Source organism: Sphingobacterium sp. lm-10, assembly GCF_023554555.1.
Classification (GTDB): Bacteria; Bacteroidota; Bacteroidia; order Sphingobacteriales; family Sphingobacteriaceae; genus Sphingobacterium.
This window is the reverse complement of the sequence record NZ_JAMJWC010000001.1, coordinates 1321982-1344901: the sequence shown is the minus strand read 5'-3', so window position 1 is coordinate 1344901 and position 22920 is coordinate 1321982. Positions and strand designations below refer to the sequence as shown.

General features: G+C 44.1%; 16 protein-coding genes and 1 pseudogene. 13 read left to right on the top strand and 4 right to left on the bottom strand.

The window, feature by feature from the left end; all coding sequences use genetic code 11:
• The first annotated feature begins 10 nt into the window (after positions 1 to 10).
• The 12 genes and pseudogenes from pyrE (at position 11) to M8998_RS05205 (ending at position 11326) form a co-directional block, all read left to right on the top strand.
• Positions 11 to 652, top strand: coding sequence for an orotate phosphoribosyltransferase (gene pyrE, locus M8998_RS05260; protein ID WP_249991077.1), 642 nt, complete (start codon positions 11 to 13; stop codon positions 650 to 652).
• A gap of 45 nt (positions 653 to 697) precedes the next feature.
• A complete protein-coding gene (locus tag M8998_RS05255) occupies positions 698 to 1096 on the top strand; it encodes an SRPBCC family protein (RefSeq protein ID WP_249991076.1) in 399 nt (132 codons plus the stop codon).
• A gap of 110 nt (positions 1097 to 1206) precedes the next feature.
• Positions 1207 to 2622 carry a tRNA uridine-5-carboxymethylaminomethyl(34) synthesis GTPase MnmE gene (gene mnmE / locus M8998_RS05250; protein WP_249991075.1) on the top strand — a complete coding sequence of 472 codons (1416 nt, stop codon included), beginning with the start codon at positions 1207 to 1209 and terminating at the stop codon, positions 2620 to 2622.
• A gap of 181 nt (positions 2623 to 2803) precedes the next feature.
• Positions 2804 to 3258: pseudogene (locus M8998_RS16345) on the top strand (JAB domain-containing protein).
• Between the two features lie 218 nt (positions 3259 to 3476).
• Positions 3477 to 3662 carry a hypothetical protein gene (locus tag M8998_RS05240; RefSeq protein ID WP_249991074.1) on the top strand — a complete coding sequence of 62 codons (186 nt, stop codon included), beginning with the start codon at positions 3477 to 3479 and terminating at the stop codon, positions 3660 to 3662.
• 168 nt (positions 3663 to 3830) lie between these two features.
• Positions 3831 to 4082 (top strand): hypothetical protein, encoded by a 252-nt coding sequence (locus tag M8998_RS05235; RefSeq protein ID WP_249991073.1) that lies wholly within the window; start codon positions 3831 to 3833, stop codon positions 4080 to 4082.
• Between the two features lie 449 nt (positions 4083 to 4531).
• Complete coding sequence (locus M8998_RS05230; RefSeq protein WP_249991072.1) at positions 4532 to 4813, top strand: helix-turn-helix transcriptional regulator; 282 nt, start codon at positions 4532 to 4534, stop codon at positions 4811 to 4813.
• 98 nt (positions 4814 to 4911) lie between these two features.
• Positions 4912 to 5787 (top strand): alpha/beta hydrolase, encoded by an 876-nt coding sequence (locus M8998_RS05225; protein ID WP_249991071.1) that lies wholly within the window; start codon positions 4912 to 4914, stop codon positions 5785 to 5787.
• 312 nt (positions 5788 to 6099) lie between these two features.
• On the top strand, positions 6100 to 7614 hold the full coding sequence (locus M8998_RS05220) for an ankyrin repeat domain-containing protein (protein ID WP_249991070.1): 1515 nt from the start codon (positions 6100 to 6102) through the stop codon (positions 7612 to 7614).
• Positions 7615 to 7618: 4 nt separating this feature from the next.
• Positions 7619 to 8104, top strand: a complete 486-nt coding sequence (locus M8998_RS05215) for a DUF2271 domain-containing protein (protein WP_249991069.1) — start codon at positions 7619 to 7621, stop codon at positions 8102 to 8104.
• Positions 8105 to 8114: 10 nt separating this feature from the next.
• A complete protein-coding gene (locus tag M8998_RS05210; protein ID WP_249991068.1) occupies positions 8115 to 10331 on the top strand; it encodes a PepSY domain-containing protein in 2217 nt (738 codons plus the stop codon).
• Complete coding sequence (locus M8998_RS05205; RefSeq protein WP_249991067.1) at positions 10331 to 11326, top strand: FAD:protein FMN transferase; 996 nt, start codon at positions 10331 to 10333, stop codon at positions 11324 to 11326. Before M8998_RS05210 ends, M8998_RS05205 begins: the two co-directional genes overlap by 1 nt.
• Positions 11327 to 11393: 67 nt before the next feature.
• Here the strand turns inward: M8998_RS05205 and M8998_RS05200 are convergent, their stop codons facing one another.
• The 4 genes from M8998_RS05200 to M8998_RS05185 all read right to left on the bottom strand — a co-directional run bounded on the left by M8998_RS05200 (position 11394) and on the right by M8998_RS05185 (position 19307).
• Complete coding sequence (locus M8998_RS05200; protein WP_249991066.1) at positions 11394 to 13247, bottom strand: RagB/SusD family nutrient uptake outer membrane protein; 1854 nt, start codon at positions 13245 to 13247, stop codon at positions 11394 to 11396.
• An 18-nt stretch (positions 13248 to 13265) separates the two neighbouring features.
• A complete protein-coding gene (locus tag M8998_RS05195) occupies positions 13266 to 16319 on the bottom strand; it encodes a SusC/RagA family TonB-linked outer membrane protein (protein ID WP_249991065.1) in 3054 nt (1017 codons plus the stop codon).
• Positions 16320 to 16660: 341 nt separating this feature from the next.
• The gene (locus M8998_RS05190) at positions 16661 to 17242 is read right to left on the bottom strand and encodes an HD domain-containing protein (RefSeq protein ID WP_249991064.1); all 582 of its coding nucleotides are present in this window, start codon (positions 17240 to 17242) and stop codon (positions 16661 to 16663) included.
• A gap of 10 nt (positions 17243 to 17252) precedes the next feature.
• On the bottom strand, positions 17253 to 19307 hold the full coding sequence (locus tag M8998_RS05185) for an adenylate/guanylate cyclase domain-containing protein (RefSeq protein ID WP_249991063.1): 2055 nt from the start codon (positions 19305 to 19307) through the stop codon (positions 17253 to 17255).
• 605 nt (positions 19308 to 19912) lie between these two features.
• Here M8998_RS05185 and M8998_RS05180 point away from each other — a divergent pair.
• Complete coding sequence (locus M8998_RS05180) at positions 19913 to 22852, top strand: M16 family metallopeptidase (protein ID WP_249991062.1); 2940 nt, start codon at positions 19913 to 19915, stop codon at positions 22850 to 22852.
• Positions 22853 to 22920 lie beyond the last annotated feature (68 nt).

The window sequence follows — 22920 nt, the reverse complement described above, 5'->3', positions numbered from 1 at the left end:
AATTTGTGGCATGAATAACTACAATGAGGTTGAACAAAAAATTGCTGAATCGCTTCTGCAAATTAAAGCAATTAAATTGCAACCTAAAAACCCTTTTACTTGGGCATCGGGTTGGAAATCGCCTATTTATTGTGACAATCGCATCACACTATCTCATCCATCCATAAGAACCTATATCAGACAAAATTTATCGCAACTTATTCAGGAAGAGTACGGTACGGTAGATATGATATCAGGTGTTGCCACAGCAGGAATCCCTCAGGGAGCTCTGGTAGCGCAGGATTTAGGTCTTCCTTTTACCTATGTTCGCAGTAGCGCGAAAGAACATGGTCGCCAAAATCTGATTGAAGGTGAAGTAAGTGGTGGTCAACGTGTGGTGGTTATCGAAGATTTAGTGTCTACAGGAAAGAGTAGTTTGGCAGCTGTACAGGCATTGCGCGAAGCGGAATGTAATGTCGTTGGCTTAGTTTCCATCTTTACCTATGGTCTGGATGCTGCTGAAAAGAACTTTAAAGATGCTAAGTGTAAGTTGCATAGCTTGTGTAACTATGATGCATTGATCCACGTGGCTTTGCAAAATGGCTACATCATGGAGTCGGATATGGAGGTGCTGCAAGACTGGCGCAAAAACCCATCGACCTGGGGTCAGTAGATTTGGCCTGTTAGTTGTTCTGGTTCTTTAAAAAACACACTCGATATGACTATTATTCAAAATTCCACCGTTATCCATAAGCCGATAGGCGATGTCTATACATTCTTGTCAGATCTAAACAATCATGAGCAATTGATGCCAGACAATATCTATAACTGGTCGTCGACCACAGATGAGGCACAGTTTACGATCAAAAACATGACGAAGCTGGCCTTGCGCATCAGTCAGCGCGTGGAAAACAAAGAATTAGTTTGTGTACCGTCTAACGATGTGCCTTTTGAGATATCGCTCCACTGGAAGGTAGAAGAGGCGGGAGAAGGGCAGACAAAAGCAAGCTTTGTCATTGAAGCACAATTGAACATGATGATGAAAATGATGGCTTCCGGTCCCTTGCAAAAACTAGTAGACCATCAGGTAGCTCGCCTAAAAGAAGTATTAGGCTAAGCGAGCTTTTATATAACTTATTGAATGAAGCGTGCAGGAAATCCTGCACGCTTTCTTTTTGCCCAGTATATGCCGTCTTTGCATTCACATTTATTCCTTAATTTTGCGGCATGATTACCTCCGATATTATTTCTTCTGATACCATTGTGGCATTAGCCACATCTCCTGGCGCGAACGGTGCGATCGCTGTGATCCGGCTATCGGGTGCGGAAGCCATCAACATTGCCAATACCGTTTTTAAAGGAAAGGATTTATCTCAGCAAGCCACGCATACGCTGCACTTTGGCACTATAAGAGATGGGGAAGATATTGTCGATGAGGTCGTCATCTCGCTATTCAAAGGTCCGAACTCCTATACCAAGGAGCATGTAGTTGAAATATCAACGCATAACTCTACTTATATTATTGAGCGGGTGCTCAGCCTGTTGATCCGCCATGGTGCGCGCGCCGCTAAGCCCGGAGAATTCACCTTGCGAGCGTATCTCAATGGTGGCTTGGATCTATCGCAGGCCGAGGCGGTAGCCGATCTCATTGCTTCTGAAAATAGAGCATCGCATGAGATCGCTATGAATCAAATGCGTGGCGGTATCAGCAGCGAATTGCAACGTATGCGGGAGCAGCTGATCAATTTTACTGCATTGCTGGAGCTAGAATTGGACTTTGGCGAAGAAGATGTCGAATTTGCGGATCGTTCGGAATTCCTATCGCTGATCGCTACGCTGAAATCTCATGTGACGCAACTGATTAATTCTTTCGAGTATGGCAATGCAATTAAGAATGGGGTACCGGTAGCGATTATTGGTAAGCCGAACGCTGGCAAATCTACTTTGCTGAATACCTTGCTGAACGAAGAACGTGCTATTGTGAGCGATATCGCCGGCACGACGCGCGATACTATTGAGGAGATGATGACCATCGATGGCGTCACGTTCCGTTTTATAGACACGGCGGGGTTGCGTGACACGTTGGATACGATCGAAGCCATTGGTGTAGCGCGTGCCAAGGAAAAGGTGGCTGCCGCTAAGATATTGCTGTACTTGTACGATTCCGAAAGCAACACAGCGGAAGAAGTGATTACACAGATCAAAGCCTTCCATCGGGAAGGTTTGATCACTATTCTGGTGCGCAATAAGATTGATCTGGAGGGAGGTTATTCTGCTAATGAATTTGATGATCAAATTAAAGCCGCACTGTTCCCAGATGGGTATGCGGATGAGATTGTTGCGATCTCAGCCAAAGATCCGGCGTCTGTCGCTCGCTTAACGGCATCTTTAGTAGACAGAATACGAGGAATGGTTTCCGATAATCAGCAGGTGATTACCAATATTCGGCATGTAGAAGCACTCAAATTAGCTTTCCAGTCGATGGAGGATGTAGATCACGGCTTTCAAATCGGCCTCTCCGGCGATTTGCTGGCATCACACCTTCGAGATGCCCTTCGTCATATCGGTACCATCACTGGGCAGATCGACGTAGATCGGGATATCCTGGGAACGATTTTCGGGAAGTTCTGTATTGGGAAGTAGTACTAGCGCGCTACTGCTAATATTTTTGATGTATACCCAATAAAGTATAAAATCATTTTATTTTTTTATACCCGAAGGGGTATAAATATGGACTCTTTATGTTTACTCACCATGCAGAATCGAAAGGAGCTAATTTACTCGCTAACAAGAAAGAAAAAAGATCTGCTGAAAAGGCGGTAGTATTACCAAGACGATCGACGTAAATGAGCTTTTCATTTCTTACAAATGCTTCAGACAATTAAAGCAGCCAACATATAAATCATTAAATAGTTCCAAGAAGCTCGCGGAATTACTTAAAAATATTTGGAACACAGATGATCTTATTGTACGAGAAAGTTTCTACTTACTTTGCTTTTCACAAAGGATGGATCTTATTGGGTTTTACGAAGTTTGTGATGGAGGATTTGATTGTATAGCAGTTGATGACAGATTGTTATTTACTGCTGCATTGCTGTGCCGGGCCTCATCCATCGTGATCGCGCATAACCACCCGGATCTCTACGGCCAAGTGATGCGGATATAGCTTTCACTAAGTGCATAACACGCGCAGGAAAAATACTATCAATTAAGATGCTAGATCATATCATACTTACTTCAGAAGATCACTATTCGTTTCTGGATAACGGAGACTTATAATAATTCCCTGGTTGCGTAGTCTTCCAACAAAATATGGACGCCTCGAAATAATTGGTCCTCTTCAGACACAGGGCAAAGGGCAACCTGAACTAAAGGCGAATAAACGTGAACTCATAGCCAACTAACAGTGAACCTATGGCCAGCTAATCGCGAACTAACAAGCACCGCACTAAGGTTATGAAGTCCGTACCAAGGGCGGTGTAGACAAGCAACGCATCATGGACGATCCAAGTTTCCAGCGTACCTGGCAGAACATGAGCGAATTTGGATCTGCCGCAAGTATGTCCAGACAGATTCGCCAACAGTTGAACAACATTACCCGAGGCGCAGCAGATTCCTCGTCGACCAATCGCCTTATATCGCGGTGGTTTCGCCGAAAAAGCGAGCAGAAACTAAAATTTTGATATATTTGGTAAATTATGAAATCTATGAAAACCAGACATTCCAAAAGGACGTATTGGAGAGACGTCATGTTCTTCGCTTTAGGTGTAATCTTATACAAAATTATTGTTGACTTCGCTTTTCCCCTGTTTTCTTAACCCTAAAATTCATAAATCTAACCTTACAAACTTATGTTAAGTAAAATTGACTTCAAGAGCACATCGGATGATGATTTAATACGTAAATCAAAAAAGATGCAAAGACATTACAAAATATCTTTAACATCTGCGATCGTATTGTCAATCGCATCGATTGTCTCGATTATTGATGGTAATGCCAAAGTGTATACATTTTTGTTTATTCCTTTGCTTTTACTGCTGATCGCTAACCGTCGACAGCGCAAATCTATCTTAAACGAGCTGGAACAGCGCAAAACTGCTTGATGAAAGATCATGTATTTACTTACTTAGTTAGGACGAGTGTAAGCGCTCTTTTCACTGATCATATATCACTACTTAATAGCATTTAATTCAATGAAAAACCAAAGCAATAGCCTAAATACAATATCTATGGAAGAGCTTTTGAAAAAAAAGGCTTCTGTTCGGGGTGTAATCATAGGTACTACTTTATCTACGACATTATTAATAAGCATACTGATATACTTAGCCATAAGTAAGGATAAATTCGCACTACTAATAGTGGCTACAATTCTTCCACTGACTCTAACACCGAGTCTGATATACTTGAAGAACATTAACGACGAAATCGGAAGAAGAAGTTAATTGTCATAAAATATTTTATTAGTCATTTTTACTACAAAACGAATGATAATTTTTTTGTTTGTTATTTCAATCGTTTTATCTATTTTTGTTTGAAATAACAATCATTAATTGTGAGAAAGCAATCTGTGCTACCTAATTTTCAAGCTGCATTGCAACAAATGGGCGAGAATATTAAACTTGCACGTAAGCGAAGGAAGTTAACTACGGTTCAAGTGGCGGAGCGCGCCGGAATCGCTCGATCGACTTTGTATCTAATCGAAAAGGGAGAGCCTAGTGTGGCGATGGGCGCCTATTTTAATGTACTACGCGTTTTACGTCTTCAAGATGATTTCTTAAAATTAGCAGCAGATGATGTCTTTGGACGTAAACTTCAGGATTTAGATTTGTTGTAAGATGGCTTCATGAGCAAAATTATAAGTTGTCGTAAGCATTACATCAATTAAAATTACACGGAATAGTCACTATATTTACTACTTGTAACAATCCAATTATGAAGAACTTCCTATTCCTATACACATTTCTGCTGCTTGGCCTCAACTCACATGCCCAAACGGCCAACCTTAAAAGCCAAGTAAAAACGGATACTATTCATAGCGAGATCCTAAATGCGGATCGGGCGTATACCATCTACTTGCCGAAGGGTTACGAAAGTAACACAGACAAGAAATATCCTATTTTATATTTGTTGCATGGTTTGTCTGGCATTAACAGCAGCTGGTTCGAAAGTGCCAGCGTAAAGCAGGTGCAAGATCAATTGGCCGCAAGTGGCGAATCCGTGGATATGATTATTGTAAGCCCCAATGCTGGAGGTAATCCAGACACGGAATGGAACGGTTATTTTGATATGCCCGGTTGGAATTATGAGCAATTCTTTTACAAAGAATTTTTACCACATATTGAAAGTATGTACCGGGTGATTGGCAATAAGCAGAATAGAGCCGTAGCAGGTCTATCTATGGGCGGAGGAGGAAGCACAGCCTATGGGCAACGTCACCCAGAGTTATTTGGATCGGTGTACGCCATGAGTGCACTGATGGACCTTCCTGAAAATCGTAACAATCAGACGGATCAAAACAGCCAGACCAAGCGCGCGTTGCTCACTAAATCAGTAATCGAAAATAGCTGTGTAGATTATGTGATTAATGCCACAGAAGAGCAGAAGGAGGCCTTGCGGAGTATTCGTTGGTTTGTAGATTGCGGCGATGACGATTTCCTATTAGATTCCAATATCGATTTTTTTCGCGCCATGCGCAACGCCAAAATTCCGCTTGAATTTAGAATAAGAGATGGAGCACATGATTGGCTCTATTGGCAATCGGCATTGTTGGATTGTCTGCCATTTGTTTCACAGAGTTTTCAGCGATAATCTGAGTCTATAATCAATTCGGAGATCAGTTTCGATAGAGTAGACGCTAACTATTGACTTCCTGGAGAGCCGGGAGATCGCACTGCAATTTTGGGATAAAGATCAGAAGGATATGGATGATGGTATCGCCAAATACCCGTTCTCGCGTGGTAAACACCACATTTTTTTCAACGATATTCTTATTGAAATCGGACAATCTAACTGTACACTAAAGACATTATGTAACTATTTCGTATTTAAAAGCACTATTTATTGATAATTTGGTTAAGTTTGGCTTTAATTAGACTTATAATAAATAAAGCCAGATCATATATGAAGACTTATCAACTAGCCCTACTACTTTTTGGTCTTAGTACAGGTGCTGCCTCCGCACAAAGCCAGAATGTATTTTTGAGCCGCGATTTTTGGGGAACGAACCCAGACCTGAATAAAGTAAAAACATTAACAGCCGAAGGAAATAATCCTGCCGAATCCAATGCAGCGTCTTTCGATGTGCCCACCATGGCAATCAATAGCGGTGCTTCCAACGATATTATATTCTACTTGCTGGACCAAGAGGGAAACCCAGTAGATAAGAAAACACACCATAGTCGCCATTACTTACACTGGGCTGCCGCGTCTGGCAATAAAGAAGTCGTAGACTACCTGTTAAAGAAAGGTGCTGACGTGAACTATGCTGACAGTTATGGCGTACCTATTGCAGCGTATGCGGCGGGCAATGGGAATACCAATACGGCAATATACGATGCATTATTTGAGAAAGGTGTCGACCCGAAAAAGACCTATGCCGATGGTGCCACACTTTTGATGTTAGTTGCCCCGGGTGACGAAGATCTAGCTTTGGTGGAATACTTCGAAGCTAAAGGTCTTTCCATCAAAGATAAAGATGCACACGGCCGTACTGTAGCCGATTATGCGGCGAAGTCCGGCAAGCCTGAGTTAATCGAAAAATTAATTCAACGCGGATCAAAGTTAACTGACAATGCACTGTTTTTTGCCAGCCAAGGATATCGTAGAGAATCCAACGGTTTGGATACCTACCAGTATCTAGTCGAGAAAAAGGGGTTAAATCCACAAGCGATCAGCCACGATGGTGCTACCGTGTTGCACGGATTAGTACGTGGAGGTAATATGGAAATTATCAATTATTTCCTGGCTAAAAATGTTCCGGTAACCAAAGCGAATAATGATGGTACTACGGCATTGATGCTAGCATCGGCTGGACAAAATGAGGAGGTTGTAGCCGCATTATTAAGCGCTGGTAGCGAGGTAAATGCCATCAACGAAAAAGGAGAATCAGCGCTGACGTTAGCAGTAGGCAACGGTTCGCCAGAAAATGTAAAACTATTGCTGGCACAAGGCGCAGAGACAGGTTTGTTAAACAAAGATGGACACAATCTGGCCTATTATTGGTTCAACTCCCATCGTGCTGCTACAGGTCGTGGTGCCGGTCGGGAAGGTGCAGCGACTACATCCGCTAACCCGTTCGAACAAAAGCTAGCGCTTCTGCAAAGCAAGGGAATTGATGTTGCTGCGCCACAAGCAGATGGCAGCTCCCTTTTCCACTTAGCGGTAGCGAAAGAAAATATAGATTTAGTACAGCAGGCTGCAAAGTTGGGTGCTAATATCAATGCGCAGGATAAAGAAGGGGTGACGGCATTGCACAAAGCAGCCTTGATTGCGAAAGATGACAAAATGCTTAAAGCATTAGTTGCGCTTGGAGCAGATAAGTCGTTGAAGACCGAATTTGATGAAACGGCGTTCGATCTGGCGCAGGAAAATGACTTTTTATCCAATAATGAAGTTTCTACAGACTTCTTAAAATAAGCAAATGAATACAACTGTGAAAATACTGTTGGCTTTGGCCTTAGGATTAGGTTTTATGTCTTCCGTTGCTGCTCAGTCCAGCAAATATAAATGCATGATTCAAATGAATGCGTACGAAGGCGAAGCGGCCTACGTAATCATTTCTTTGATAAACCCCCAAGGTGGCTATGAAAAGACCTTGTCTGTACTGGGGCCAGACAAACAATGGTACAATACTTTGAAAGAGTGGGACAAATTCCAAAACAAAACCAAGGAAAAGCTACACGCAGTAACTGGAGCTTCTGTCGGTGGTGGTGATCGCGCGGTAAAAGTGCTGGAAATAGATAACGATAAATTGAACAAAGGTTATAAATTACGTTTCGAGTCGGCTGTAGAAGAGCAGAAGTACCACACGGCAGATGCGGAAGTATCACTAACGACAGACGGTATTACCGCACGAACAAATGGAAAGGGTTACATTCGGTTTGTAAAACTGACGAAAGCCCAATAGTTCGCCAACAATGACGTTATCGGTTTGGAGGTACGCGCACCTTTTGTTAGCGTTGATATCCTCCTTGTTCTTACTCATACTATCGCTTACCGGTGTTATACTTGCTTATGATGCGGTGGAGGATAATAGTAGCTCGTATCGATCCACGAGTTTAGACAGTCTCTCCGTCGCCCAAACTGTGCAGGTTGTTAAGAATCTATACCCGGAGATTATCGAGCTGTCGGTGGATAAGCAATCCCGGGTATACATAGATGCGCTGGACGAGGAGAGTGAGACAGTAAAAGGATACATTGATCCTCATACCGGATTACTGTTGGGGCCTGTGGCAAAGAAGAGCGACTTCATCCAATGGACGACCACCTTACACCGGTCGTTGTTTCTGCATGAAACAGGGCGTATTGTAGTCGGCGTGGTTTCTTTCCTACTCTTGCTGATTACCCTTACCGGTATCCTTCTGATCGTTAAAAGACAACAAGGCTGGCGACATTTCTTTGGAAAAGTACATCGGGACTTCTTCGCACAATATTTCCATATTGTAAGTGGCAGGTTTATGCTCATTCCTGTCCTGATGATTTCCCTAACAGGGACCTATCTTTTTCTTGTGAGGACAGGTATCTTGACTAAGCCAGAGCTGCGACAAGAATATAACTTGGAGGAGCGTACAGCAGAAGAGTGGGGTGAGAAGCAATTGATGCCGGCAGATTTTCCGATTTTTCAAGAAATTATGCTGGACGAGGTCGAACGGCTGGAATTTCCTTTTATGGAAGACGATCCAGAGGAATACTTTGTACTTACTTTAACGGATCGGCAAGTTACGGTGCATCAAATAAGTGGTGAGGTTGTGGAAGAAACACGCTATGCCTACGCTGCTGTTTGGGAAAAACTGAGTTTGGATTTACATACCGGACAAACTAATCGGGTATGGGCTGTTATTTTAGGCTTAGGGGCATTAAATATTCTCTTCTTTATCTATTCGGGGTTTGTTATTACATTTCGCAGAACCGGCACAAAGATCAAAAATAAATATCGCGCTCATAATGCCGAGATCATCTTACTGTATGGCTCGGAAAATGGCAGTACCTTGGCCATGGCCAACCGGGTATTTAAGCAATTACTGGATCAGGGCGAACGTGTTTTGCTCACCAATATGGATCAATATACCGTTTATCCCAAAGCGCGGGAAATGGTGATCTTCACCTGTACCTACGGATTGGGCGAAGCGCCGAGCAACGGAAAGAAATTCGAGCAGCTCTTGTCTGCCTCTCTCCAGCAGCAACCGATCGGTTTTTCCGTTTTGGGATTTGGATCTCGATCCTATCCGGATTTTTGCGCATTTGCATATCATATCGATACGGTATTAGAATCGCAGGCTTGGGCGAAGCGTACACTACCTTTGCACACCGTTAACGAAAAATCAACCGCAGATGTGGTGGCTTGGGCGCAGGAATGGAGTAAGGAAACGCTGATGACCTTAGCGACAGCCGAAACCGTATATGCTTCGGCGCAACCACCGTTACACCAACTGACCGTAATCTCCAAAACCGCCGTAATCAGCGATCACGATCCCGTGTTTAAGGTTATTCTAAAACCCAAAAAGCGCCTCCGTATTGCTTCTGGGGATCTGTTGGCCATCTATCCGGACAATGATGCGAAGGAACGGTTTTATTCGATCGGTTTAACGGGCGGAAAGATCCAACTCATCGTCAAACTTCATCCAGAAGGGTTAGGCTCCGGCTACTTACACTGCCTGGCAGCAGGTGATCGTTTATCGGCTCGTTTGCTGCCGAATCCCAACTTCCACCTGCCGAAGAAGTCGAAACCAATAGCCATGGTGGCTAATGGAACAGGCATAGCACCTTTTCTGGGAATGGTAGACGCTAATAAAAAGAAAAGATCTATCCGTTTGTATGCCGGATTTCGGTACAAGACGCCCTCTAATGAGGAATATGCCGCATTTGCTAATCAGCAGATAGCGAAGCGACAACTGTCATCCTATCATGTCGCCTATTCCCGGGAGAAGAGTAGTCAGTACGTACTGGATCTAATTCGACAGGATTCGAACTACTTTGAACAACTGCTACGAGATGGCGGCGTGATCATGATCTGTGGCGCGCTGCAAATGCAACGTGATGTAGAAGTAATTTTGGAAGCTATTTTGCACTATGCCGGCCTAGCGAACCTAGAACATTACCGAAGCAAAGGGCAACTTTTAACAGACTGCTACTAATGAATGCTGGATGGCTGCATACATGCCGGAAGGCGTTGGTGTTTGGTGCTTTAGTCATCACTAGCCATGCACTGATGGGGCAGGAGATCCTGCTTACCCGACAGGCCACTTTGATGGGATCGGTTTTCGATATCAGTATCGTTGACGTGGATTCTGCACAGGCGAATCAACATATTGATCAGGTCATTGCAGAAGTAATCCGTATCGAAAACCTGATCTCGGAATGGCAACCGCACACCCCCATATCGCGAGTGAATCAGCAGGCAGGAGCTCGTCCTGTCGTGGTAGATCGAGAAGTATTTGAACTGACAAAGCGGGCACTGATGTATTCTCAACTATCGGATGGCGCTTTTGATATTAGCGTGGCCGGACTGGATCAGGTGTGGCGATTTGATGGCAGCATGAATGAATTGCCAACGGAGGAAATGGTACAACGAAGTATAGCGCACGTAGGATATCAATACATCGTATTGGACAGTGCCGCCTCGAGCATTTACCTGAGCAAGAAAGGCATGAAGATTGGCTTTGGATCCATTGGGAAAGGTTATGCAGCCGACAAGGGACGAGAATTGATGCAAAAGCTGGGGGTAAAAGGTGGGATCGTTAATGCTTCTGGCGACTTGGCGACTTGGGGAGCACCTCCACAAAAGCAGTATTGGAAGATCGGGCTGAATCATCCGTTTCGTCCACATAAAATGATACAGGTTTTGAAGCTGGAGGAGGAGGCGGTGGCTACCTCAGGCAGTTATCAGAAATACGCCGAAATAGCGGGTACTCGGTATGCGCACATTATTAACCCCAAGACTGGATACCCATCTACTGGCCTTACCAGTGTCAGTATATACGGACCGTCGTGCGAAATGGCCAATGCGCTGAGCACATCCATCATGGTATTGGGGCGTGAAAAAGGGAAAGCTTTGATGAAAGCTTTCCCCGGTTACCATTATATTTTTGTGACAGATGCAGGTCGCATCTTAAAGAGTAGAAAGCACTAGAAACGTACCATTAAGTGGCTTTCTTGCCAGCAATTTGCCGGATATCGGATCAAAAACGACTACCAAACTATTCATCGCCTGCATCACCGATCTGATCAATCACGTAATCTAATGGTTCTATATTGGTCTCCGCACCCACGTAGCCGTTATTCTGGTTAATGTTTCCCTGCGGATTTCCGTTGATGGCACTAATGGGTACCGGCCACAGCACGTGATACGGACTCATGCGGTAGTTAATCCCAAAGTTTGTCCGCACCCCTTTATTATAAAAGTCGCTTTTAGCCATCACCCGATCGTAGAAGTAATTGTTTTCGGAAAAGTTGACCAAGCTATACGTTTTACCTTCTTCGGAGGTAGCCCCGGTTTTAGCAAAGATATAAGCGACGCGGGTGATCTCTGTTTTTCGTGGTTCTTCGTAATATAATTCCCTAGCCCTTTCGTCTAGCACGATGCCGATATTCACATCTGCTGCCGCAATAGGCAGTGCATTAGCGCGCGTTCTTACGGCGTTAATATCTGTCGCGGCACTAGCTAAATCGCCCTTCCATACGTAGGCTTCGGCACGAAGTAGCAGCGTTTCTGCCAGGCGGAAAACGTACCAATCGGAGTTACCACCCGCAGGCTGCACGCGCTGTGGATCTTCTACATACAGCTTGTAATGTGGCCAATCAAACCAAAACCGTATGCTATCGGTGGTCAATAGTCCGCCTTGCGCATTACGCTTCTGTAGTGGTTGTCCGTAACTTGGATCACTACCTTTTAAGCCTGGCGCATTGTACACCAAATCCTCCATACGCATCCAATTCCCCGGTGCATGGCGTAAGTCGGTGTCATCCGTCCACAAGCTATGTTGGCTATACCAGGTTGGTCGCACACGACCGATTCCACGGCCATATTGCAATACCTGCGGTAGCTCGATGGTATGCAGATCCGACATGGCGCGATTTCCGGCCGGCGTCACAATGCCGGCATTGCTCCAGAACGGCAGACCATTTCGCATGGACTGCACGCCACCGGATTGATTGCCATCCAGGTTGATACGGTCGATCACCAGGAATAAGGCTTCGCGGTTGTTCGACAGCGATTTATTTTCCGGACGATGCAGATCCCAAATGACATTCCGACTCGCATTGGTTTGCGCGGAGCCAAAGCGCGTGGTCATTAAGCTATATGTACCGCCGTTGATGACGTTGTTTGCAGATTGTATCGCGTCGTCAAAGTAACCTAAAGCTAGATTGACTTTGGTGAGCAAATGACTGACGGCACCTTTAGTTACCTGCCCTTTATTGACATTATCGGGAACCCATTCCTGGGCAAATTCCAAATCTTCTTTGAGTTGTTCGAGGATGACTTCCCGCTTGGTACTGTAGAAATCCAATTTCGGTTCGGTGGCCATAAAGAATACCGCAGGCACATCCCCAAATTGGTGTACCAGGCGATAGTAGCGCAGCGCCCGGTGAAAGTAAGCGGCACCCAAGAGATGATTTCGTTCGTCTTCGCTAGCATAATCCTGCGGAACATCGATATAATGGATGGCCGTGTTCGCGTAGCGAATGCCGCGATAGCCTTCTTTCCAATACCATTCAATACGATTTTCGTATTCAATATTGTCCAGGTCACCATCTGGTGTGATGGCTTGATTAAGATCAATGGCCGGACCGGGCTTGTCGGTACTACCCGACACGGCGATATCCGAATAAATCATTTCCGTCACAATGGGAGCGCCGTCGCCCATAAATTCAATCCGGGCGTTACGCTCGCAGGCGACTAGGGTGGCCCATAGGGCGGCAGAACTTTGAAAAGTTTCATCGGGCGTGTAGATGGAAAGCGGATTTGGCTCTAAAAAAGAGCGCTTACAACCTTGTGTTACCATGGCCAGTAGGAGGAAAGAATATATGGAGTATTTTGAAAACGTTTTCATACGATGGGTAGCTTTAAATTATAGAGTGATGTCCAATCCGATGGTGTAAAATCTGGGTGTGGGGCCAGGGCCATTACTCGGATCCCATTCTGGATCCCAGAAAGACCATTCTGGTGCCCACATGCCGGCATTTCGCACATTGGCAAATACACGCAGCCCACGTAGACGGTAGCGCTCCAACCATTCGGTGTTGACATTGTAAGCCAAGGAAATATTATCTATCCGCACAAAGGAACGCTTGCGGTATACGTTGAAACCGGTCGCACTGCCTTCGTTGGAATTAATGCGTGCCCATTCATTGGAAGGATTCTCTGGTGTCCAGTACGGAAAAGCATAGCTATTTCTGCGATCCGGAAATCCATCCCGACTTTTCAAGGAATTGAAAGGAGATTGATGCCCCCATAATGCATACATAGAGATCGAAGCCGAGAAGTTCTTTAGGAATTGAAAATCATTTCGGAAAGACCAACGGTATCTAGGTTCTGTAAAGCCTAAAAACTGGCGGTCTGCATTGCTGAACCGGCCATCGCCGTTCACATCCTCTAATCGATAATCTCCCGGTTGAAGACCATAACGGGCGGCTTCTTCTTCTTGCCCCAATTGATAAATCCCTTGGGCTTTCCAATCCCAGATGGCATCAATCGGTTGCCCGATGAACCAGCGGTTTTGGATATCGTTGAGCTCTTGGCCATCGGGACCATAATCGCGGTAGATATGCTTAATCGCATTACGATTCAGTTGAAACAAAGCGGTGGAGCGCCAGCTAAAATTCTCTCGGGAAATATTTAAAGAGTTCAAAGTAACCTCAAAACCCCGATTCCGCACTTCCCCTAAATTGTCCATCACATTATCAAAACCGATAACATTTGGCAGGCTGCGTAAGACCAATAGATCCGTAGAATTCATCTGATAATATTCCAGATTACCTGATAGGCGGTCATTAAACAGGGAAAAGTCTAGTCCAAAGTTGTACGAGGTATTTCTTTCCCAGCGGAAGTTGGGGTTTTGCATGCGGTTCACCCAGAGCTGATTGGCTTGAATAACAGATCCGTCTGGTCGTACATAGAGGTACTTACCTGTCGTGAGGTCGGCCAACGCAACATACATATCTCTGCCTGCACCCACATCGCGGTTTCCGTTGCTACCCCAAGAAGCCCGTAGCTTTCCGTAATTGAACCAGTCCACATCAAAAAAGGACTCTTCAGAGAAAGTCCATGCTCCTGCAATGGAACCGAAGCCAGCGCGCGGATGCCGCTGTCCAAAGGCCGAATAGCCATCGCGACGGTACGTTCCGGTGATGGTATAGCGATCTTTCAAAGTATACACCATGCGCGCCATCAAGGCATCGCCCGTGCTGTAGCTATCATAGCTGCCGATAATGGGGTTGATCCCGTTGCCAATACCGTGAAAACCCAAATCGTCGTTCGGATCAAAATTATCGTTCGACATATTGTTGTCCCAACGTTGTAGCTTCTCTGCATTGGCGAGTAAGGTGACATCAAAGCGATGCATACCCGCAAATTCCTTGTTCCAGTTTAGGATATTATCGACCTGCCAGAAGTAGGTAGTCCGCTGCTGACGAGATGCTCGACCACCAAAAGTGGCCCAGCTTTCATGTGTAGACCGCTCATGGTTATAGCGCTCGTACAGTTCCAGCCGTGGAGTGAAGTTCGTCGTGAAGGTAAATCCGAGTGGGAGTTTTAACTTGGCGAAGATCGTACTGTTTAGAGAATTGGTACGATCGATGCGATCCGTATGAAAAGCGTCGTAGCCAGGGCTCACACCGCCAGAAACTTCGTTGTTAGGTCGCCAAGTTAAGTTGCCTTCTGCATCGAATTGATCGCCGTAAGGTGATAGGGCGGTGATCTCCCCCCAGGCATGTGGTATGGCGCTGTCATCTCGGGAAACCGCCTGAAGATTCATTCCGAAAGACAGAAAGCTCGTTACATTCGCCTCGAGATTGACGCGGGTACGCAAGGTCTTGAAGCGGTCTCCTACGATGATTCCTTCATTATCCAAGTAGCCTGCACCTACATAATAGGATATGTCTTTGTTTTTACCTGATACGCTCAGATTGTGATCCTGTCGCAAACCTTGTTGAAAAACCTGACTATACCAGTCCGTCACGTTCCCATTCATATAATTGTCTACTTCGTTGGGTTGCAGGTTTAGGCGTCTCAGCCAGACCCGAACCGGGTCGCCAGATGACTGATCGTAACCCAACCAGGTATCTGTACTGATGTCGCTAGGTAAATTTCGTGGATCATCAAACTGGAAAGGTTGTGCATTTTCATTGATGCTTTTGAATACGTCGGATCGCCAGTTGACGAAATCTTGTCCCTGATGTACCGGCTGGTTGATGGCCATGGTGGCCAGGCCAATTGTGGTATTGTAGTTAATGAGTGGCTTACCTTCAGTACCTTTTTTAGTGGTTACCAAGATCACGCCGGAAGCTGATTTCGCACCGAATACGGCGGCGGCGCTGGCATCTTTCAGTACATCGACCGTTTCTATATCTGCCGGGTTAATATCTTCCCAAGCACCGTAGTAAATGGCTCCGTCTAGGACGATGAGTGGACTCGTGCCAGCATTTAGGGACGTTCGTCCTCGAATTTGCAGAGAACCACCACCCTTGGCACGTGAACTAAAACCAACATTCAATCCGGCGACATTTCCCCGTAGTGCATCGGTCAATTGCGTGGGCGCTTCATTTTCGATTTTTTTCGCATTGAGCGAGGAAACAGCACCCGTCACATCTCGCTTTCGCATCGTGCCATAACCCACGACCACCACTTCATCGAGATCTGCCGCGACGGCACCCATGGTAATATCGATGTTGGTTTGGCTTTGAACACTTCGTTCTACATTAGGATAGCCGATGAGCGAAAAAACCAAGATCGCATCTGGAGCCACGTTTTCCAGCGTATACCTTCCTTCGCTGTCTGTGCTGGTTCCTGTGTTGGTTCCCTTTACTTCTACCGTGACATTTTCCAATGGATTGTTCGTCTCTGCCTCCCGCACGAATCCCCGAACTTGTATCGGATCTTGGGCATGTAGATGTGTGGGCATCATAGAAAAGGAAATATACAGCAGTAATAGTTTACAGATGACAGACACCCGACAAGGGGGCCGCCTAGATAACATCATCATATGGGTATTATTTTATGTTTATAATTCAGTTAGTGTGACTGAACAATCCTAATGGAAGAAGCTAATTCTCCCAAAACGACTGGATTTTCCTTTTGGTCATCAGATAGCCAAAAGTTGTTCATCAAAAGTAGGGATTCAAATAGGGCAGGGGTTGCCATATTGTATCAAAATATAGCGATATAGTCTCAATCGCCTTTCGGAAATACGAGGGCGCTAAGGAAGGAAATTTCTACAAAAAGAAGGTAGAATGTAACTTAATGCAACTATTGTGATAGCTTCTGCTTGATAATCGCTAGATTTTCATCCTTTTTTTGTTGTCGCGTGCTAATAGCTGTTGGGGTGAAATAGTGGTGATTTTCTAAGAATTTTTCCTGCAAGCTATTCCAGTCGTTTTCTGTCTGTACAATGCCAAACATGGCTAACTCTTCGTAGAGTTTGTCGCCAATGACGAAGAAGTCGTCCCGACCGAGGTAATCCAAATCGGCGTCTGCTAGTATTTCTTCCAGGTGATTTTGGGGAGATTGTGGGATTTTGGTCGCCATAATCATGCCTTTGATAAGCGCGATATCGTGTTCTGCGTAGCCATATTCTGGCAGGTACGAAGCGGCAATCTCGCAGGAGCGTTCCTCATGGTTTTTGGAGCCATAGATAAAACCTGTATCATGAAATAACGCAGCAGTTACTATTAAGGTGAGCGTGTCTCCGGTGATGCCTTCGCTTCTTGCTATATTTTCTGCCGCATGAATCACATCTTTTACATGGGTGACGCTATGGTAAGAAAGGTGACCAGGAAGTTCGTCACGCAATTTCTGTATAATTATATCATGCAATTTATGGTATTCCATCCTCGTAATCTTATGCTTGGTATTCATCTATGGTGGAGTTCACAAAATACATGGGTATCTCGCCCTTACCTTTGGCCTCTACCAGTCCACGGTTTTCAAATATATAATAATCTTTCACTAGTTGATAAGTGGATTCGGAGATATTGATTTTGCCGGGCAAACTATGTTGCTCCAGGCGTGCGGCGGTGTTTACCGTGTCTCCCCAAATATCATAAGCAAACTTTTTAACGCCCACAATACCGGCTACCAAAGATCCGGAGTGAATCCCAATGCGAATATTTAAGGCATTGCCCTCATTTCTAAGCGCCTTTTCCCGTACATAGTCCAAGATATCGAGCGCAGCCAAGACCGTTTGGTGTGCATGATTGGACGTTTTGATGGGGATACCACATACCGCCAGGTAAGCATCGCCAATTGTTTTGATCTTCTCGAGCCCGTGTTTCTCCATAATTCTATCAAAAGCGGTGAAATCCTCGTGCAGTTCGGCAATCATACGCTCGGCACCCCAACGCTCCGAATTCTCCGTGAAATTGACGAAGTCGGTGAAAATAACGGTTACTTCCTCATGATAGCGCGTTTGCGTCGCACCGCGTTCCTTCAGTTCTTCGGCGATTTCCTGCGGTAGAATGTTGAGTAGCAATTCGTCCGATTTTTGCTTTTCTAACTGCAAATCTTCGGTACGTATACGCACTTCTTCTTCCAGATGGATATTCTGATTTTGCAGAATTTGCTGCTTTTCGTGTTCCTGCTCCAATGTTCGGGTGGAGAGGCGCTTTACTTCTGCTAGTTGTTGCTGTAAACTGGTATTTGTCTTGCCGAATTGATAGGCCAGATAGGCTGATATGGACAGCGGAAAGCTAATTAGGATGAGTAGTAACGCATTTCGGCTGTTGCTGTCCATAAAGTTGTTGATGGGATTGGCCTTCCCTAAGAAGGAGACTAAAAACAACAAGAGGATATAAGCAAAGCATGCCAAAATGCCACCACCCACGATAAATGCCGCACGCTCCCGACGAAGCATCGCGCGGAGTATGATGTAAAATGATTCTATTAACACCGCGAATAGGTAGAATGGAAATAGTAAGACCATGATGAGTGGCGACACCAGTGTAGAGAAAAAACAAAGCGCACCAATACCTAACATGATAATTCGTCGAATACGGCTGCGGCCGAACAATGTATTCGTAAATCCGGTCAATGCGACAGAAAATAATATGGACGTATACACCGAGGCTTTAACATAGAATAGATAGAGATCTATTTCATACGTAGATTGTATCTTAAATATCAGTATACAGAAGATGCCAATAGCCAGATTGTACGCTCCAAAATATAAATTATACCACCCTTTATAATAAAAGCAAAAAAGTAGGAAGTGTACCGCTGCTAATGCGCAGAAAACCCCGCTTAACACCATCGATACGGTGGTGATTTTTAGGTTTTTAGCAATGCTTTTCTCGTAATAGGTATTGGCATCGCGAAAGGAGATGTTAAAGTCTTTATAAGAATTCAACAATCCTGCACGAAAGCTGCCGTCTAAATCATTCATGGCATTCACCTTGGGATGGTTTTGATAGCGTACGGCAATGACATGCACACCGGTGTCTGCTACGGAAAAAGTAGTGGGAAAGCGCTTGCTTAATTCGTTTAATTTGGGTTCGTCCTGGCCTATAATGCCAACGGAGTCCAATAATATGCCATCTAAATAAATCTCCGACGCTCCGTTTTGCGAAATATCCAAACAAAGTGGCGTTCTTAATAATTCTGGCGCTACTCGAAATGATAGCCTACGCCATGCTATATAATGCGCATTACGCTTATCCACTTCGGTACCCCGTAGCGCCCAGCCGCTGTCATCGTATGTCGGTAATTTAAATTGGGGATCATCCTCGCCAATTGTCCTCCATAGCGAATCGTACTTTATGTCGTCTTTTTCTGTCAATATCTCCAGCAGAAGAACGCGAGGTTCACGTAAGCTATCTTGTGCATGGCTAGTTAGGAAAGAGAAAAGAAAGCAAATAAGGATTGAAATTCGTACGTAGCAAAACTTCTTGTCAGCATTCATGAAAGTCGGCATCCTGGTCAATCAAAAGTGGGTGATATGGTTAATTATGGTCTTAAAGATAGCTGTTTACGACTATATTATAAAGGACAGATGCGCATTATAAAAAAGAAACACCTGAAGCGGGGAACTTCAGGTGTTTCACTAACTAACCAATTATTAACCTAAATTATGAATACTTGTACATAATCAATACTTATGCCAAAAATATACTACAGTGTATTTTTTACACTTTTTAACAACTTTATTTTCTTATACCCATTCTCTGAAGTTGGTATGAAAGGCGTAATTGATATTAAAAGGTGTTTTGTTTCATTCGCGATTCAATATCTGGTGTCTTCATAAAGGACTACACTGGTTTTAAAATAATAGAGATTTCAACGTAGTGAAGAATATCTTTTCCACGTGAATTAATATTTTGTGTTTCAAAATTATCTTAAAGAGAAAATAATAATATTTTAACCTAAGTTGGTATAGTTGTAGTTTGTTTGTATAATTGTGTGTATGTCGACGAAATTGTTTGCAATTCGGCATAATGGAACGATCGAAACTTCTAGGCACGACTTGTTTTTCCTTCGAAACCATACTATTTAACCAAAATCAATAATATGAAAGTAATTTCCAGAGAAACTTTATTCACGCTATTGTTTTTTCTTTCCGTTGGCGCATATGCTCAACAGAAAGAATATGCTTGGGCCGAGGCAGAAGATGGTGGATATTCATACCGTTATGTAAATAACGATCCGACAGAATCCCGGTTTTATAAACTTAGTAATGGGCTAACGGTTATATTAAGTGCCAACAAAAAGCAACCACGCATTCAAGCCTATATCGCGACAAAGGCAGGAAGTAAAACCGATCCACAAAATCATACCGGACTAGCACATTATCTAGAGCATATGCTATTTAAAGGTACGGATACGTTTGGCTCACTGGATTGGTCTAAGGAGAAGCCGCTACTTGATCAGATTGATGTGCTCTATGAAGCTTACAATTCCACCACGGATGAAGAGGAAAGAAAAAGTATCTATCGTCGAATTGATTCGGTTTCGGGCGAGGCGGCGAGGTTCGCAATTCCCAATGAATACGATAAAATCATGGGCAATATGGGTTCAGAAGGAACCAATGCTTTTACCTCCTTTGAACAAACGGTGTATGTAGAAGACATTCCTAATAATGTGGTAGAAAAATACCTTGCTGTGCAAGCCGAGCGTTTCCGCGCACCCGTGCTTCGATTATTTCATACTGAACTGGAGACTGTTTACGAAGAGAAAAATATAGGACTAGATAATGATAGCAGGAAAACCTTTGAAGCGATGTTTGAAGCCATGTTCCCTAACAATAATTATGGCAGACAAACGGTGATTGGTACGGTAGAACATCTTAAAAACCCTTCACTCAATGCCATTCGTGAATATTATTCTACCTACTATGTGCCTAATAATATGGGTATAATTATGTCTGGCGATTTTGACCCGACTGAAATGGTACAGAAGATAGATCGAGCATTTTCTTACATGAAACCCAAAGATATTCCGGAATATACCTTCGCCCCGGAACCGGAAATTACGCAACCAGTTAGTCGAGAAGTGAAAGGACCAAGTACAGAGTTCGTGTATCTTGGTTTTCGCTTTCCAGGCGCCGCAACTGATGATGCGCAAATGCTGGATTTAATATCTAATGTCTTGACCAATGGAGCTGCAGGGCTTATTGATCTCAATCTGGTAAAAAAGCAAAAACTACTTGGAGCTGCGGCATTTGCTTACACATTAAAGGATTATTCGATACTTATGCTTCAGGGGAATCCTTCACAAGGGCAATCTTTGGAAGAAGTACGGGACCTACTGCTTGCGGAGCTTAAAAAGTTGCGCGATGGGAATTTTTCGGACGATCTAATCACCGCTATTATTAATAATGAGAGAAAAGCGGAGATTTCATTAAATGAAAGCTATAAAGGTAGGGCACGTGAGCTTATGGAGGCATTCACCTCGGAGGTAGACTGGGCGAAAAATGTAGGGTATACAGATCGATTGGCCTCGTTGACCAAAGATGATGTAGTCGCATTTGCCAACAAATATTTGAACAATGATAATTATGTAGTAGTATACAAGCGCCAGGGAACAGATGATCAGGTAGTTAAAGTACAGAAGCCAGAAATAACACCCATTGTGCTGAATAGGGATAGCGAATCTGCCTTTTCTAAAAATATTAATGCTTTACCTGAAGCGAGTATAGAACCTGTGTGGCTGGATTACGAGAAGGACGTGACCAAGGGTAAACAGGATGATATAGAGATTTTAGCGGTAGAAAATAAAGACAATGCATTATTCAATCTATCCTACCAATATGCTTTTGGGAAATGGGATAATAAATTGCTGCCTCTGGCATTGGATTATCTAAAATACTTGGGTACGAAAGACAGAGATAGCGAATCGTTTAGTCAGGCATTTTATCAACTGGCCTCGAATTTTTCGGTATCAGCAGGTAATGAGGAAACGCGAATCAGTATCTCAGGCTTAAATGACAATTTCGATGAAACAGTTTCTTTGATTCAGGATCTTTTGAGAAATTGTATAGCAGATGAAGAGGCTTTTGATGCCTATATTTCGCGGTTGAAAAAATCTCGTTCGAATGCTAAAGAAAATAAACAGGCTATCATGGAAGGGCTGCGTGCTCATGCAAAGTTTGGTGCGGAAAATCCATTTAATTATACGCTTAGTGATGCCGAATTGGACGGGTTGACCGCTAAGGACTTGGTCGAAATTCTACACGATCTACCACATACCAAGCACAGGGCATTGTATTATGGACCTCAGCTGGTTAGCCAGCTAATACCTCGGTTACCAGCTTTAAATAACGGCGGTAAACCCTATGTAGAAGTAACAAAAGGAACCATATTTAAAGAATTACCGACGACTGAGAATCAGGTGCTTTTTGCTCATTATGATATGAAACAGGCCGAAGTACACTGGTTTCGAAATTCCGGGGAGTACGATGTAGCGAATACACCAGTAATCTCTCTGTTTAATAATTATTTTGGGGCAGGAATGTCGAGTATTGTTTTTCAGACTATTCGTGAATCAAAGGCTCTCGCGTACTCTACCTACGCCTATTTCTTTGAACCACAGAAGAAGCAAAACGACTACACGGTTAGCGCCTATATTGGTACGCAAAGTGATAAATTCGCCGAAGCGATAACGGGAATGAATGACCTACTGGACGAACTGCCGGAATCAGAAACAACTTTAGAAACAGCAAAAGCCAGTTTATTGAAGTCTATCGCTAGCGAGCGCATCACCAATGCAGCCATCCTGAACAGCTACATAGCAGCAGAACGACTGGGCAATACCAGCGACGTTCGAAAAGCGATATACGAGCGAGTACCTGCATTAGGGTATCAAGACCTGCGAAATTTCCACGGGGAAGAATTTAGTAAGAAGCCGTATGTGTATTGCGTAGTAGGAGACGAAGAGGCTTTAGCCGAGCATCAACTAGAAGAAATAGGGAAGGTGAAAAAGCTGTCCTTAAAAGAGATATTCGGCTATTAGTCGGCACATGGTGATCATGCGCCACCAAGCAGGATCAGGTGCCTTCTTATGTAGTGTGGCCGATTTTG